Genomic DNA, 14,476 nt, shown 5'->3' with positions numbered 1-14,476 from the left:
GTAGTTTTTAATCCTGGCCGTTCACCACAAGGAAACGTGTATGACTGATAAAAATGGCAAAATAGCAGTGGCTATCACCAAACCCGTACGTCGTTTGAAAGTCGGCTATGTCAGAAAACGCCATGAAGATCCCAAAACGGGTTTCACGCGACGAATCAGTCGGCACGCTTCACTCACGCTGAACGGTGACTGGCTGGAACAAGCTGGGTTTCCTACCGGTACGGCAGTAAAAGTGTCAGTGATGCAGGGGAAATTAATTATTGAGCAGGCCATTGAGTGACGAGGATACGCAGGGAAACAGGCCGGATGTCGCTCACATCCGGCACTGATACGGTTTACTCTTCCGGCGCTTCCAGCTCGGAGAATCCGCCGTGTCCTTCCCAGCCAGCTAATCGCTGATAGACGGTATCAACCGCATCTTTAATCGGTTGTGTCATCGGGTAGTAAAAACCGACAATATCTGGCTGAATGCCAAGGAAAATTACCTCGCCTACGTCGTCTTTCAGCTGATCGACCAGGTAGTTCAGCGGCATGTTGTGGGTGGTCATCATGAACATCTCAGCAATATCATCAGGATCGATAATACGGATTTCACCAGGGTTTAGCCCCATGTCGGTGGCATCCACGATCAACAGACGCTGCGGGCGCAGGTCACGGATGGCGACGATGTCGTTCTCCGGCGCGCTACCGCCGTCGATGACAACCCATTGGCCTTGAGGGTTTGCGGCACACATTTCGGCCAGCAGCGGACCCGCGCCGTCATCGCCCATCATGCTGTTACCTACACATAATAAAACGTCAGTCACGGTGTCTCCTCACCATCAGATAGATAGCGCTTTCCTGGTGGATATCGTGCAGCATGCTGAGCATCAGCTTGCTCCACTCCTGCTGCTGCGGGGTCTGCACGGCACGCGCATCATCGAACGCGCGCGCCAGCATTTGCACATGGTTGAAATCGATGACTATCTCACCGTACTTCGGCACGCCTTCCATTTTCCGGCGAGCTTCACTGCCTTCGGCAAGCGTAGCAATCCACACCAGATATTCATCCCACGGACAGGTTAACGCCGCTTCCAGGCAATCGATGATCCCAAGGTGGTGACCAATCGCCAGGCTGTAATAGACAACCTGCTGCGCCTCAGCGGGCGTTGCATCGTTCTCATCAATAAACTTACGGCTCAGTTGGCTGAACACCACCGTTTCACTCATCGGATACGCGCCTCTTCGACAACATGATTAAGATGCGTGACGATCTCGGTCAGACGCGGATCGTTTTCCGCTTCCAGCCAGCGCGCCACCTGATGCTCGCCCTGCCCTAACTGCGTCAAATAGTCATCAGCAATCTGGCGGCCATAGCGGTATCCCGCCAGACGACGTGCTTCGCGGTCCACCTTCACACGCAGCGGCTGAACCATATCCGGATGCAGAATTTCCGCCGGCTGTTCGTCCAGTTCACCCGGCGCACGCGCGTGAATTTTTTGTTCCAGCAGTCCCAGCGCCATGGCAAAGCCGTACAGCGTTGCCGCAGGCGTCGGCGGGCAACCTGGAATATACACGTCCACCGGTACGATTTTGTCCGTGCCGCCCCATACGCAGTATAAGTCGTGGAAGATACCGCCGCTGTTACCGCAGGCACCGTAAGAGATACAAATTTTCGGATCCGGCGCTGACTGCCAGGCGCGCAACGCCGGAGAGCGCATGGCACGCGTTACCGCGCCGGTAAACAGCAGAATATCCGCATGGCGCGGCGACGGTACCACTTTGATACCAAAACGTTCGGCATCAAACAGCGGAGAAAGCGTGGCGAAAATTTCGATTTCACAGCCGTTGCAGCCGCCGCAGTCCACACGGTAAACGTACGCTGAACGCTTGATGCTTTTAAGCAGCGACGCTTTCATGCTGGCAATGGATTCATCCACCGTCATCGGCACTGGAATACCGTTGGCGTCACGTGGGCCTAATAAATTGCTCATCAGCTGGCCTCTTTCATATGGCGAGTCAGTTCAATACGGTCAGACGGCACCAGACATTTCTGGCGCTTACAATCCGGGCAGGTCTCAAAGCTTTCGCGGTGGTTTTCCGCACGGCTGTCACCGTTGTGCTTCAGCAGCGCAATGGCGTAGTCGATCTCTTTTTGTACCGCAAACGGGCGGTTACATACGCGGCAATTACACAGCGCAAAGCGGGACTGCTGCAGGAAATCCTCTTTCTTCCACACCGCCAGTTCATACTCCTGCGACAGTTTGATTGCCGCCGTCGGACAGACTTCTTCGCAGCGGGCGCAGAAGATGCAGCGACCGAGGTTGAACTGCCACGCCAGCTCATGGGTAACCAGATCGGTTTCTACCGTTAGCGCGTTCGACGGGCATGCATTCACACAGGCCGCGCAGCCAATGCACTGCTGCGGATTATGTTCCGGTTTGCCACGGAAGTTTTTATCGACCGCAATCGGCTCCAGCGGATACGACGACGTCGGCGCCCCGGTTTTGATGACTTTTTTGATAAAGGTAAACATGGCGATTCCTTATTTCAGCGGCGAGTTTTTACGCTCGATGCTGTAGCGCTCAAGTTCTTTGTACGGCACGACTTTGCTCTTCTTCTTACGCACATCAACCACGGTCATACGGTCAGTACAGGAGTAGCAAGGATCGAGGCTACCGATAATCAGCGGGGCATCGGAAACGGTGTTGCCACGCAGCATATAGCGCAGCGTCGGCCAGTTGGCGTACGTCGCCGCACGGCAGCGCCAGCGATACAGTTTCTGGTTGTCGCCGGTCATGCTCCAGTGGATGTCATCTCCGCGCGGCGCTTCAGCAAAGCCCAGTGCGAAGCGGTGAGGAATATAGGTAAAGCCTTCCACCATCAGCGGGCCGCCCGGCAGGTTGTCCAGACCAAAGTCGATCATATTCAGTGCGGTGTAGACTTCATTGATACGGACTTTCAGACGAGAAATAACGTCGCAACCCTGCTCGCTATGAACTTCCATCGGCAGCAGACCATAACCGACAAACGGGTGATCGGCACGGGTGTCACGCGCGTGACCGCTGGCGCGTACCATCGGGCCGACGTTACTGAAGTCTCGAGCAATTTCCGGATCCAGACGACCAATACCAACGGTACGTTGTTCCATGTTCGGCGTGCTGAGCAGCATATCGACCAGTTCCTGCACGTCACGGCGCATCTGCTGCGCCAGTTGACGGGTCTGGATCATATCCTCTTTCAACAGGTCGCGACGAATACCGCCGATCAGGTTCAGACCGTAGGTTTTACGTGCCCCGGTGAGGATCTCGGCCATCTTCATCGACGTTTCGCGCACGCGGAAGAACTGCATAAAGCCGGAGTCAAAACCGGTGAAGTGACAGGCCAGGCCGAGGTTCAGCAGGTGCGAGTGCAGACGCTCAACTTCCAGCAGAATGGCGCGGATCATCTGCGCACGCTCTGGCACCACGATGCCCATCGCATTCTCAACGGAGGTGGTATATGCGGTGCTATGCGCAAAACCGCAGATACCGCACACGCGATCCGACAGGAACGTGACTTCGTTATAACCCATACGGGTTTCCGCCAGTTTCTCCATGCCGCGGTGAACATAGAACAGACGGTAGTCGGCGTCGATGATGTTCTCGCCGTCAACGAACAGGCGGAAGTGACCGGGTTCATCGGAGGTGACGTGCAGCGGACCAATTGGCACCACGTTGTTTTTCTTGTCGCCCAGTTCGTTGATGAACTCGTAGGTTTCGGCATCGGTGGTCGGGGCCGGGCGCTGACGATAATCCATACTGTCTTTACGCAGTGGGTAGAGTTCGTCCGGCCAGTCATCCGGCAGTACCAGACGACGTTCATCCGGTAAACCTACCGGGATCAAACCGTACATATCGCGCACTTCGCGCTCGCCCCAGACCGCAGCCGGAACGCGCGGCGTGACGGAGGGAAACTCCAGCTTATTGGCATCGACCTCAACGCGGACGGTTATCCAGCACTTGGTGCCCTGCTCCATCGACATCACGTAGTAAACGGCATAATGGCCGCACAGCTGGCGTTCGTCGTTACCAAACAGCACGGACAACCAGCCACCGTGTTTGTAGTACAGGAACTCCACCACTTCCGGCAGGTAGTTCACCTTGACGGTGATCGTCAGTTGATCTTTGGTCTGCCAGGCTTCATCCAGTACGACACCCGGAAAGGCCTGGTGCAGCGCAGCGAGATATTGTTGACCTAATTTTTCTTCAGACATGCTCAAACTCTCTTAAATCACGCCACCAGCAAGGAGACGAACGCTAAAAACGCAAACCCAAAACCGGCCCAGGTCACGCGTGAAGTGGCGCAAAAACGCAGACGCGCCATGCTGTTTTCGAACAGGGCGATAACCAGCACGCCGAGGACCAGTTTGACGACGGCAATCACCAGCGCCAACAGCAGCCCACCGGCGGTGAAGGTTTCCATCTGTCCCCACGGCAGGAACACGCCGACGAACATTTGCAGAACGACCAGTTGCTTGAGGCTAATGCCCCATTTCAGCACCGCAAAACCGCTGCCGCTGTATTCGGTCAATGGACCTTCCTGCAGCTCCTGCTCTGCTTCCGCCAGATCGAACGGCAGTTTGCCCATTTCGATAAAGGTGGCGAAAGCACAGGCGCACAGCGCCAGAATCAGCGGGATGCTGCGCGCAGCAGGCCAGTGATAAATGGTATCGGCGATATTGCTGATATGAGTTGAGCCAGCAACCTGCGCCGCTACCCACAGCCCCAGCAGCAGGATAGGTTCAACCAGTACGCCGAGCATCGCTTCGCGGCTGGCGCCAATAGCGGTAAATGGGCTACCGGTATCCAGACCCGCGATAGAGAAGAAGAAACGGGCGATGGCGAACAGGTAAATCAAGGTGATCAGATCGCCCAGTTGCGGCAGCGGCGAGCCAACGGTCACTACCGGCAACGCGGTGGCGATAGTCAGCATCACGCCCACCATCACGAACGGTGTCAAGCGGAAAACCCAGCTGGAATCCGCAGGCGCAATGCTCTGACGGCCCAGCAGTTTGATAATGTCGCGGTATTCCTGCAAAACGCCCGGACCACGGCGATTGTGCAAACGCGCACGCGCCACGCGGGTAACACCGGAAAGTAGCGGCGCAACGGCAAACAGCACCAGCGCCTGAATTAACGGATATAAAACACTCATTCTCAGGCTCCTCGTGAAACCACAATCACCACCAGCACCGCCAGCTCAATCAATGCCAGACGACGGAACAGCACCGGGGCAGCCGCATTCTGCCAGCCCGGAACCAGTGATACCGGGTTTAGCCATTTACGCAGTTTGAGTACCGGGGCAAAGGCTTCTTTCACCGGCATGGCAAAACCGTGCGCGGTAATGACCATTGACTGCTCATGATCGTAACCACACACCCATGCCGCACCGCGTGAACGCGACGGCAGACGGTTGCCTTTGAAAATTGCCATGATGATGAACGGCAGCAGCGGACATGCGATTAGCAGCAGCGTGATCATTGGCTGAGAAACGGTGGTGTTCGCAGTTTCCAGCGGCAGCGGAACGGCAGAGGAGATCATCGGCAGCAGCCACGGCGCCGCCACGCCGCCAATCACGCAACAGATAGCCAGCGCAACGACGCTCACTCCCATCAGGATTGGCGCGCAGCAGGCATTTTCAGCTTCCTTCGTGCGCGGTGCGCCAAGGAACGTAACGCCATAGACTTTCGCCATACACATCACCGCCAGCGCGCCGGTAATTGCCAGCCCTACCGCCAGCAACGGTCCTAACAGGCTACCGACAAACGCGCCGCTGTTGCCAAGCTTAAAGAAGGATTGGTAGATAACCCACTCACCGGCAAAACCGTTCAGCGGCGGCAGTGCGGCCATCGCCATCAGACCAACCAGCATCGCCAGCGAGATAACCGGCATACGTTTACCGATACCGCCCAGTTTTTCGATATCACGATGACCGGTACGGAACCAGATGCTGCCTGCGCCCAGGAACAGAACGCTTTTGAACAGGCTGTGGTTTACCAGGTGGTACAGACCGCCGGTCAAACCCAGCGCAATCAGTGCCGGTTGATTCAGGGAGATTCCGGTCACGCCAGCGCCCAGACCCAGCAGAATAATGCCGATGTTTTCTAGCGTGTGGTACGCCAGCAGGCGCTGGATATTGTGTTCCATCAGCGCATACAGACCGCCAACAAACGCGGTGATCATGCCCAGCACCAGCAGCGTAATCCCCCACCACAGCGGCGCGTTACCGCCCAGCAGCGACAGGGAGAGAATACCCAGCAGACCAACCTTCATGACGACGGTAGAGAACAGCGCAGCAGCCGGTGCGCTGGCATTGGCGTGTGCCTGTGGCACCCAACCGTGGAGCGGAATAATCCCGGCCAGCAGGCCAAAACCTGCCACGCCCAGCAGCCAGATGTCAGATCCGAGCGGCAGTTCCTGGGTGCGCAGGTCTAGCAGACGCAGCTCCAGCGTGCCGTAACGTTGCCACACCAGGTAGCAGGCGACCGCCAGCAGCAGCGTACCAATACGCCCCAACGCAAACCACAGTTTGCCTTCTTTACTGCATCCGGTGAGGAACACGGCACACAGCGCCATGATTTCCGCCATCACCACCAGCGTACCGAGGTTGCTGGCAACCACCGCACATACCGCCGCGGCCATCAGCAGATTCACCAGCAGGCCGTTAGCTTTCACCTGAGGATGACGATGCCAGTCAATGTTGTACAGGCTGACAAACAGGCCGCACAGGCCCAGTGTAATCAGCCAGATAGCGTTCAGCGGCGTGACTTGCAGACTGTGACCAATAAACGGCATCACGCCGCTAATCGCAACGGCGCGGGTCAGTACGAGAAACCCCGCAGCCGCCGTACACAGGCTGCCCACCGCACCGCCAACCCCGGCAATCCAGCCGCTCAGCGGTTTATGAAACGAAAACAGAAATGCCAGAACCGCAGCCGCTGTAAACCAGGCCACGCCGCTGTTAATTAGTGAAATTGCGCTCATTTTGCATCTCCACTCTGAGCCTGCTGAAACAAGGTGAGATCGCCGAAATCGGTATTGAAAGTCAGCTCACGCTTACGTTTGCTGGCGCGGGCGATATCCATGTTGCTCACCAAGTGCAGGGCTTTGGTCGGACACATGCGCACGCAGGCCGGACCTTGCTCGTCAAAACTACACAGATCGCATTTCACCGCGATGGCACGAACGCCAGGAACCCAGTCCAACAGCGAACTCACGCGAGCAGGCGCTGGCGGAGCCGGAGGCGCTTTTGGCGTATTGGCGTTTGCCGGAATGTGTAGCGGACGGCTACCGGAAAACTCTATCGCGCCAAACGGACAAGCGATCCCGCACAGTTTGCAGCTTACGCACAGGCTTTCGTTCAGCTGTACGGCGCCATCAACGCGGTTAATGGCATTAACCGGACACACGGTGGCGCAAGGCGCATCTTCACACTGGTGGCAAAGCTGCGGGGCGGATTCTTTTTCATTTAACATCACTTTCAGGCGCGGCATTGACTGCAGGCCATGCTGGCGATGTGTCTCTGAGCAGGCGGCTTCACAGGTGTGGCAGCCGATACAAAGAGTGGAGTCAGCAATTACAAAACGATTCACCAGGCATTCCTCAGGTGATAGTCATTTTTGACGAAAACATGTCTGGTAAATGTCATTTCGACATTTTTCGACATGCCCATTCCCTAAACTGTCGTGACGCAATATGAAAGCGCATCATGACAAAAGTGGGCAGCACCCGAGGCTTAAGCCGGGCTGTGTCCCTCAACCAGCTGGCTTAAATTCACCGGCATATTGTTCTCAACCGCGGTGTACAGGCTGTCGTAGACGGTGGCGATTTTTTCGAGATAGTGCTCCAGCACCTGCTCGCGATCGCGGTTGCTGATACGCTCATCGACTTTACCGTCGATGGTCAACTCTGCCCGTGCAATCAGTTGTTTATCATCACCATCTTTCGTTTCAACGTAGTATTCGATGGTGTGGCTGTTAAAGCCGTCCGCCAGCGTGACGTAGATAGTGAAGTGTTCAAAAAGGACGAAGCAGAGATCCTTGTCCGGTGCGCAGCTCATTGCATGATGCAAACGCGCTTTTGACAGGGTGATCCCCTGAACCAGCGAGTTACAGTAAATACGCCACTGGTCCTGTAGGCGACGGTGCCGTTCAGCGATGTAATCGGCTTTTTCGCTTATTTCCCAAATAGTCATGTCAGGTTACCCGTTTAGCAGAGATGAACACCCTTAAGCACATTTCATGCCAAAATTAAAATTCTTTATTTTCATATAGATAAAAAACATAAACCCGGTGACGACGTGTCATTTCGTCATCGTCGTCATTGTCACTCGCGGGAAATTTCAACCTGGCATGTTTATTGCTTTTAATATCGCAACTTCACAGGAGGCGGTATGCACGAAATAACCCTCTGCCAACGGGCACTGGAATTGATTGAACAACAGGCCACGCAATACGGTGCTCAGCGAGTAACTGGGGTCTGGCTCAAAATTGGCGCATTTTCTTGCGTAGAAACCAGCGCTCTCGCCTTTTGTTTTGATCTGGTATGCCGCGGGACCCTTGCAGAAGGTTGTAAACTCCACCTCGAAGAACAAGAAGCCGAATGTTGGTGCGAATCTTGTCAGCAATACGTCACCTTACTGACGCAACGCGTGCGCAGATGTCCGCAATGCAACAGCGATATGCTGAGAATTGTGGCCGATGACGGCTTACAGATTCGACGTATTGAAATAGATGAAACTCCAGCGCCGGATGCCGACGCCTAAGCGTCTTGTCCGGCCTACAGGAATGGCCTGAGTTGTTGGCCGGAAAAGACGAAGCCGCCATCCGGCAACAGATATACCGCAAGATAAAGATCAGGAGTGAGCGATGTGTACGACATGTGGTTGCGCTGAAGGCAACCTTTATATAGAGGGTGATGAGCATAATCCCCACTCGGCGTTTCGCAGCGCGCCATTTGCCCCGGCAGCTCGTCCGGCGCTGAACATAACCGGTGTGAAGACCTCCAGTTTCACGCCAAGCCAGACCGAAGAAGGCGATTTGCACTACGGTCACGGAGAAGCAGGCACCCACGCGCCAGGCATGAGCCAGCGTCGGATGCTGGAAGTGGAAATTGACGTGCTCGATAAAAACAACCGCCTCGCCGAGCGCAACCGCGCCCGCTTTGCTGCCCGTCAACATCTGGTGCTGAACCTTGTCTCAAGCCCTGGCTCCGGTAAAACCACGCTACTGACCGAAACGCTGATGAAGCTTAAAGACAGCGTGCCGTGCGCCGTGATTGAAGGCGACCAGCAGACGGTTAATGATGCCGCCCGTATTCGCGCCACAGGCACCCCAGCCATTCAGGTCAACACCGGTAAAGGCTGTCACCTCGACGCCCAAATGATTGCTGACGCCGCGCCGCGTTTGCCGCTTGAAGACAACGGCATTCTGTTCATTGAAAACGTCGGGAACCTGGTTTGCCCGGCCAGCTTCGACCTCGGCGAGCGTCATAAAGTGGCGGTGCTTTCCGTCACCGAAGGTGAAGACAAGCCGCTAAAATACCCACATATGTTTGCCGCCGCGTCGCTGATGCTGCTCAACAAAGTCGATCTGCTGCCGTACCTCAATTTTGACGTAGAGAAGTGCATCGCCAGCGCCCGGGAAGTGAACCCGGAAATTGAGATTATCCTGATTTCTGCCACCAGCGGCGAAGGCATGGATCAATGGCTCTCCTGGCTGGAGGCGCAGCGATGTGCATAGGTGTTCCGGGTCAAATCCGCACCATTGATGGCAACCAGGCTAAAGTCGACGTTTGCGGTATTCAGCGTGACGTCGACCTGACGCTGGTCGGAAGCTGCGATGAACATGGTCAACCTCGTCTGGGTCAGTGGGTACTGGTCCACGTCGGTTTTGCCATGAGCATCATTAATGAAGCTGAAGCGCGCGACACGCTCGACGCGCTGCAAAATATGTTTGACGTTGAGCCGGATGTCGGCGCATTGCTGTATGGCGAGGAAAAATAATGCGTTTTGTTGACGAATACCGCGCACCAGAACAGGTGATGCAGTTGATAGAGCACCTGTGTGAACGTGCCGCACTCCTCCCCTACACGGCTGAACGCCCGCTGCGCATCATGGAAGTTTGTGGTGGTCATACCCACGCTATCTTCAAGTTCGGTCTCGACCAGTTATTGCCTGAAAATGTCGAGTTTATTCATGGACCAGGCTGCCCGGTTTGCGTTCTGCCGATGGGCAGAATCGACAGCTGTGTTGAAATCGCCAGCCATCCAGAAGTGATTTTCTGCACCTTTGGCGATGCGATGCGCGTCCCGGGTAAACAAGGTTCTTTGCTACAAGCCAAAGCACGCGGCGCAGATATCCGCATCGTCTATTCACCGATGGATGCGCTGAAGCTGGCGCAGGAAAACCCAACGCGTAAGGTAGTGTTCTTTGGCCTGGGTTTTGAAACCACAATGCCAACCACCGCCATCACCCTGCAGCAGGCAAAACAGCGTAACGTGCAGAACTTTTACTTTTTCTGCCAGCACATCACGCTTATTCCTACGCTGCGCAGTCTGCTGGAGCAGCCGGACAACGGCATCGACGCCTTTTTAGCGCCAGGCCACGTCAGCATGGTGATTGGTACCGATGCCTATAACTTCATTGCGTCAGACTTCCATCGTCCGTTAGTGGTCGCCGGTTTCGAACCGCTCGATTTGCTGCAGGGCGTGGTGATGTTGATTGAACAGAAGATTGCCGAGCATAGTCAGGTCGAAAACCAGTACCGCCGCGTGGTGCCGGACGCCGGTAACGCGTTAGCGCAAAAGGCTATCGCCGACGTGTTCTGCGTCAATGGCGACAGTGAATGGCGCGGCCTGGGCGTAATTGAATCCTCTGGCGTTCACCTGACGCCAGACTATCAGCGTTTTGATGCCGAAGCGCATTTCCAGCCAGCGCCGCAGCAGGTGTATGACGATCCGCGCGCCCGTTGCGGAGAGGTATTGACCGGCCGATGCAAACCGCATCAGTGCCCGCTATTTGGCAAAACCTGTAACCCGGAGACCGCGTTTGGCGCCCTGATGGTCTCCTCAGAAGGCGCATGTGCCGCCTGGTATCAGTATCGTCAGCAGGAGTGTGAAGCATGAACAGCGTACAACTCGCCCACGGTAGCGGCGGTCAGGCTATGCAGCAGTTGATCAACAGTCTGTTTATGGAAGCTTTTGCTAATCCGTGGCTGGCAGAACAAGAGGATCAGGCACGTCTGGAACTGGCGCAGCTGGTGGCAGAAGGCGATCGTCTGGCATTTTCAACCGACAGCTATGTTATCGATCCGTTGTTCTTCCCGGGCGGCAATATCGGCAAGCTGGCTATCTGCGGTACGGCTAACGACGTAGCGGTCAGCGGCGCAATCCCGCGCTACCTCTCCTGTGGTTTTATCCTCGAAGAGGGTCTGCCGATGGAGACGCTGAAAACCGTCGTTAACAGCATGGCAGCAACCGCGCGCGAAGCGGGCATCGCCATCGTAACCGGCGATACCAAAGTCGTGCAGCGCGGCGCAGCAGACAAGCTGTTCATCAACACCGCCGGAATGGGGGCGATCCCCGCCAACATCCACTGGGGGGCACAGACCCTCAGCCCGGGCGATGTGCTGCTGGTCAGCGGTACGCTTGGCGATCACGGCGCAACTATCCTTAACCTGCGCGAACAGTTGGGTCTTGATGGTGAACTGGTCAGCGACTGCGCGGTATTAACGCAGCTTATCCAGACGCTACGTGATATTCCCGGCGTGAAGGCGCTGCGTGACGCGACCCGTGGCGGCGTGAATGCGGTAACGCATGAATTTGCCGCCTCATGCGGATTTGGTATTGAGCTGTCTGAAGCGGCCCTGCCCGTGAAGCCCGCGGTGCGCGGCGTTTGCGAACTGCTGGGTCTGGATGCGCTCAACTTTGCTAACGAGGGCAAGCTGGTGATTGCCGTTGAGCGCCAGGCGGCTGAAACGGCGCTTGCCGCGCTGCGCGCGCATCCGTTAGGGCGCGATGCCGCAATGATTGGTGAAGTGGTGGAACGCAAAGGTGTACGTCTTGCCGGACTCTACGGCGTGAAACGAACCCTCGATTTACCGCACACCGAGCCATTGCCTCGTATATGCTAACAGCCGGTTGGCAGCAAGCTGTAGGCCGGATAAGACGCATTTGCGTCGACATCCGGCATTAACGATGCATTTTCGCCCGATGGCGCTTTGCCGATCGGGCCTACGGTTCGTGTAGCCGGACCAATCCGGCAATAAATTACGACTTATACCTATAATTCATTTACCGTTTTCGCACCGTTCTGCGGTGCTTTTCCTGGAAAAGCAATATGTCGTATACACCGATGAGTGACCTTGGACAGCAAGGCCTGTTCGATATTACTCGTACATTATTACAGCAGCCCGATCTCCCGTCTCTCAGCGAGGCGCTTTCGCAGCTGGTCAAGCGTTCAGCGCTGGCCGACTGTGCGGCTATTGTCTTGTGGCAGGCACAAACGCAGCGTGCGCGTTATTTTGCGACGCGTGAAAATGGTAAACCCATCGATTATGAAGACGAAACGGTGCTGGCGCATGGCCCGGTACGCCGTATTTTGTCTCGCCCCGATGCGCTGCACTGCAACTATCATGAGTTTACGGAAACCTGGCCGCAACTGGCCTCAGGCGGGCTGTATTCTGAATTTGGCCACTACTGTCTGTTGCCGCTGGCGGCAGATGGGCGAATCTTTGGCGGCTGCGAATTCATCCGTAATGAAGATCGGCCGTGGAGTGAAAAAGAGTACAACCGGCTGCAGACCTTCACGCAAATAGTCGGCGTTGTTGCTGAACAAATTCAAAGCAGGGTCAGCAACAACGTCGATTACGATTTACTGTGCCGCGAGCGCGACAACTTTCGCATCCTGGTCGCCATCACCAATGCGGTGCTCTCGCGTCTCGACATTGATGAACTGGTTAGCGAAGTCGCCAAGGAGATCCATCACTACTTCGACATTGATGCTATCAGCATCGTGTTACGCAGCGATCGCAAGAATAAACTCAGCATTTATTCCACCCATTATCTGGATGAACATCATCCGGCGCACGAACAAAGTGAGGTGGACGAAGCAGGCACACTCTCTGAACGGGTCTTCAAAAGCAAAGAGATGCTGCTGATTAACCTGAGTGAACGCGATACCCTTGCTCCTTACGAACGGATGCTGTTCGAAACCTGGGGTAACCAGCTACAGACTCTGTGCCTGCTGCCGCTGATGTCCGGCAATACTATGCTCGGCGTACTGAAGCTGGCGCAGTGCGAAGAGAAAGTGTTCACCACCGCCAACCTAAAACTGCTGCGTCAAATCGCCGAACGCGTGGCGATCGCCGTAGATAACGCCCTCGCCTACCAGGAGATCCACCGCCTGAAGGAACGTCTGGTCGACGAAAACCTGGCGTTGACGGAACAACTCAACAACGTGGAGAGTGAGTTCGGCGAAATCATTGGCCGCAGCGAAGCGATGTACAGCGTACTCAAACAGGTCGAAATGGTGGCGCAAAGCGACAGCACCGTCCTGATTCTGGGTGAAACCGGAACGGGTAAGGAGCTAATCGCGCGAGCAATTCACAACCTGAGCGGACGCAACGCCCGCCGAATGGTGAAAATGAACTGCGCGGCAATGCCTGCCGGATTGCTGGAAAGCGATCTGTTTGGCCATGAGCGCGGCGCGTTTACCGGGGCCAGCACGCAGCGGATTGGGCGTTTCGAACTGGCGGACAAAAGTTCGTTGTTCCTCGACGAAGTTGGCGACATGCCGCTGGAACTTCAGCCGAAGCTGCTGCGCGTTCTGCAGGAGCAGGAGTTTGAACGTCTGGGCAGCAATAAGCTGATCCAGACCGACGTTCGCTTGATCGCCGCCACCAACCGCGATCTGAAAAAGATGGTCGCCGATCGCGAGTTTCGTAACGATCTCTACTATCGGCTGAACGTCTTCCCGATCCATCTGCCGCCGCTGCGTGAGCGCCCGGAAGATATTCCGCTACTGGTGAAAGCCTTCACCTTTAAAATTGCCCGCCGAATGGGGCGCAATATCGACAGTATTCCCGCCGAAGCTCTGCGTACGCTGAGCAATATGGAATGGCCGGGTAACGTGCGTGAACTGGAAAACGTGGTAGAGCGCGCGGTTCTGCTCACCCGAGGCAACGTGCTGCAACTGTCCCTGCCGGATGTTGTCGCGTTGACGCCATCCACCCCACCAGTAGCGACCGAAGTCGCGCAGGACGGCGAAGATGAATATCAGCTGATAATGCGCGTGCTAAAAGAGACCAACGGCGTCGTTGCCGGTCCGAAAGGCGCGGCGCAAAGACTGGGGCTGAAACGCACAACGTTACTCTCACGCATGAAACGATTGGGGATTGATAAGGATGCACTGGTTTAGCCAGTGTGGTTATACTGGGTGATATCTCAACGAAAGGAGG

The 14,476-nt window shown here is 55.8% G+C and carries 16 protein-coding genes; 7 read left to right on the top strand and 9 right to left on the bottom strand.

Translation table 11 applies throughout. The annotated features are described in order from the left end of the window. The first annotated feature begins 40 nt into the window (after positions 1 to 40). On the top strand, positions 41 to 280 hold the full coding sequence (locus tag WHR59_RS05135; protein WP_075145731.1) for a SymE family type I addiction module toxin: 240 nt from the start codon (positions 41 to 43) through the stop codon (positions 278 to 280). 55 nt (positions 281 to 335) lie between these two features. Here the strand turns inward: WHR59_RS05135 and hycI are convergent, their stop codons facing one another. The 9 genes from hycI to hycA form a co-directional block, all read right to left on the bottom strand. After that, a complete protein-coding gene (hycI, locus tag WHR59_RS05130; RefSeq protein WP_193145234.1) occupies positions 336 to 806 on the bottom strand; it encodes a hydrogenase maturation peptidase HycI in 471 nt (156 codons plus the stop codon). Continuing rightward, positions 799 to 1,209 (bottom strand): formate hydrogenlyase maturation HycH family protein, encoded by a 411-nt coding sequence (locus tag WHR59_RS05125; RefSeq protein WP_338843671.1) that lies wholly within the window; start codon positions 1,207 to 1,209, stop codon positions 799 to 801. Before WHR59_RS05125 ends, hycI begins: the two co-directional genes overlap by 8 nt. Continuing rightward, the gene (gene hycG, locus WHR59_RS05120; protein ID WP_080626188.1) at positions 1,206 to 1,973 is read right to left on the bottom strand and encodes a formate hydrogenlyase subunit HycG; all 768 of its coding nucleotides are present in this window, start codon (positions 1,971 to 1,973) and stop codon (positions 1,206 to 1,208) included. The genes WHR59_RS05125 and hycG overlap by 4 nt, the downstream gene beginning before the upstream one ends. Beyond that, positions 1,973 to 2,515, bottom strand: a complete 543-nt coding sequence (gene hycF / locus WHR59_RS05115; RefSeq protein WP_016154185.1) for a formate hydrogenlyase subunit HycF — start codon at positions 2,513 to 2,515, stop codon at positions 1,973 to 1,975. The genes hycG and hycF overlap by 1 nt, the downstream gene beginning before the upstream one ends. 9 nt (positions 2,516 to 2,524) lie before the next feature. After that, positions 2,525 to 4,234: a formate hydrogenlyase subunit HycE gene (gene hycE, locus WHR59_RS05110; protein ID WP_338843669.1), complete on the bottom strand. Its 1,710-nt coding sequence runs from the start codon at positions 4,232 to 4,234 to the stop codon at positions 2,525 to 2,527. A gap of 17 nt (positions 4,235 to 4,251) precedes the next feature. Then, complete coding sequence (locus WHR59_RS05105) at positions 4,252 to 5,175, bottom strand: respiratory chain complex I subunit 1 family protein (protein ID WP_003825914.1); 924 nt, start codon at positions 5,173 to 5,175, stop codon at positions 4,252 to 4,254. Positions 5,176 to 5,177: 2 nt separating this feature from the next. Continuing rightward, on the bottom strand, positions 5,178 to 7,004 hold the full coding sequence (hycC, locus tag WHR59_RS05100; RefSeq protein WP_200001191.1) for a formate hydrogenlyase subunit 3: 1,827 nt from the start codon (positions 7,002 to 7,004) through the stop codon (positions 5,178 to 5,180). Further along, positions 7,001 to 7,612, bottom strand: a complete 612-nt coding sequence (gene hycB, locus WHR59_RS05095; RefSeq protein ID WP_003825909.1) for a formate hydrogenlyase subunit HycB — start codon at positions 7,610 to 7,612, stop codon at positions 7,001 to 7,003. The genes hycC and hycB overlap by 4 nt, the downstream gene beginning before the upstream one ends. Positions 7,613 to 7,755: 143 nt before the next feature. Further along, complete coding sequence (gene hycA / locus WHR59_RS05090; protein WP_043017342.1) at positions 7,756 to 8,214, bottom strand: formate hydrogenlyase regulator HycA; 459 nt, start codon at positions 8,212 to 8,214, stop codon at positions 7,756 to 7,758. 198 nt (positions 8,215 to 8,412) lie between these two features. Between hycA and hypA the strand changes: the two genes are divergently transcribed. From hypA to flhA, 6 genes are all read left to right on the top strand, one after another. Next, positions 8,413 to 8,784: a hydrogenase maturation nickel metallochaperone HypA gene (gene hypA, locus WHR59_RS05085; RefSeq protein WP_016154191.1), complete on the top strand. Its 372-nt coding sequence runs from the start codon at positions 8,413 to 8,415 to the stop codon at positions 8,782 to 8,784. A 103-nt stretch (positions 8,785 to 8,887) separates the two neighbouring features. Beyond that, positions 8,888 to 9,760, top strand: a complete 873-nt coding sequence (gene hypB / locus WHR59_RS05080; protein ID WP_043017343.1) for a hydrogenase nickel incorporation protein HypB — start codon at positions 8,888 to 8,890, stop codon at positions 9,758 to 9,760. After that, the gene (gene hypC, locus WHR59_RS05075) at positions 9,751 to 10,023 is read left to right on the top strand and encodes a hydrogenase 3 maturation protein HypC (RefSeq protein ID WP_003037411.1); all 273 of its coding nucleotides are present in this window, start codon (positions 9,751 to 9,753) and stop codon (positions 10,021 to 10,023) included. The genes hypB and hypC overlap by 10 nt, the downstream gene beginning before the upstream one ends. Further along, complete coding sequence (hypD, locus tag WHR59_RS05070) at positions 10,023 to 11,144, top strand: hydrogenase formation protein HypD (protein WP_043017344.1); 1,122 nt, start codon at positions 10,023 to 10,025, stop codon at positions 11,142 to 11,144. The genes hypC and hypD overlap by 1 nt, the downstream gene beginning before the upstream one ends. Further along, positions 11,141 to 12,151, top strand: a complete 1,011-nt coding sequence (gene hypE, locus WHR59_RS05065; RefSeq protein WP_338843666.1) for a hydrogenase expression/formation protein HypE — start codon at positions 11,141 to 11,143, stop codon at positions 12,149 to 12,151. Before hypD ends, hypE begins: the two co-directional genes overlap by 4 nt. Before the next feature lie 206 nt (positions 12,152 to 12,357). Beyond that, positions 12,358 to 14,436 (top strand): formate hydrogenlyase transcriptional activator FlhA, encoded by a 2,079-nt coding sequence (gene flhA, locus WHR59_RS05060; protein ID WP_043017346.1) that lies wholly within the window; start codon positions 12,358 to 12,360, stop codon positions 14,434 to 14,436. The last annotated feature ends 40 nt before the right edge of the window (positions 14,437 to 14,476 follow it).

Source organism: Citrobacter europaeus, from assembly GCF_037482245.1.
GTDB classification, from domain to species: domain Bacteria; phylum Pseudomonadota; class Gammaproteobacteria; order Enterobacterales; family Enterobacteriaceae; genus Citrobacter; species Citrobacter europaeus.
Note: the sequence above shows the minus strand (reverse complement) of the source record. Positions and strands in the feature narration are given on the sequence as shown.

Excerpts from the sequence above, each read along its gene's own strand:
- WHR59_RS05135 (WP_075145731.1), top strand. The coding sequence starts at position 41 with ATGACTGATAAAAATGGCAAAATAGCAGTGGCTATCACCAAACCCGTA.
- WHR59_RS05125 (WP_338843671.1), bottom strand. The coding sequence starts at position 1,209 with ATGAGTGAAACGGTGGTGTTCAGCCAACTGAGCCGTAAGTTTATTGAT.
- hycG (WP_080626188.1), bottom strand. The coding sequence starts at position 1,973 with ATGAGCAATTTATTAGGCCCACGTGACGCCAACGGTATTCCAGTGCCG.
- hycF (WP_016154185.1), bottom strand. The coding sequence starts at position 2,515 with ATGTTTACCTTTATCAAAAAAGTCATCAAAACCGGGGCGCCGACGTCG.
- hycE (WP_338843669.1), bottom strand. The coding sequence starts at position 4,234 with ATGTCTGAAGAAAAATTAGGTCAACAATATCTCGCTGCGCTGCACCAG.
- WHR59_RS05105 (WP_003825914.1), bottom strand. The coding sequence starts at position 5,175 with ATGAGTGTTTTATATCCGTTAATTCAGGCGCTGGTGCTGTTTGCCGTT.
- hycC (WP_200001191.1), bottom strand. The coding sequence starts at position 7,004 with ATGAGCGCAATTTCACTAATTAACAGCGGCGTGGCCTGGTTTACAGCG.
- hycA (WP_043017342.1), bottom strand. The coding sequence starts at position 8,214 with ATGACTATTTGGGAAATAAGCGAAAAAGCCGATTACATCGCTGAACGG.
- hypA (WP_016154191.1), top strand. The coding sequence starts at position 8,413 with ATGCACGAAATAACCCTCTGCCAACGGGCACTGGAATTGATTGAACAA.
- hypB (WP_043017343.1), top strand. The coding sequence starts at position 8,888 with ATGTGTACGACATGTGGTTGCGCTGAAGGCAACCTTTATATAGAGGGT.
- hypC (WP_003037411.1), top strand. The coding sequence starts at position 9,751 with ATGTGCATAGGTGTTCCGGGTCAAATCCGCACCATTGATGGCAACCAG.
- hypD (WP_043017344.1), top strand. The coding sequence starts at position 10,023 with ATGCGTTTTGTTGACGAATACCGCGCACCAGAACAGGTGATGCAGTTG.
- hypE (WP_338843666.1), top strand. The coding sequence starts at position 11,141 with ATGAACAGCGTACAACTCGCCCACGGTAGCGGCGGTCAGGCTATGCAG.
- flhA (WP_043017346.1), top strand. The coding sequence starts at position 12,358 with ATGTCGTATACACCGATGAGTGACCTTGGACAGCAAGGCCTGTTCGAT.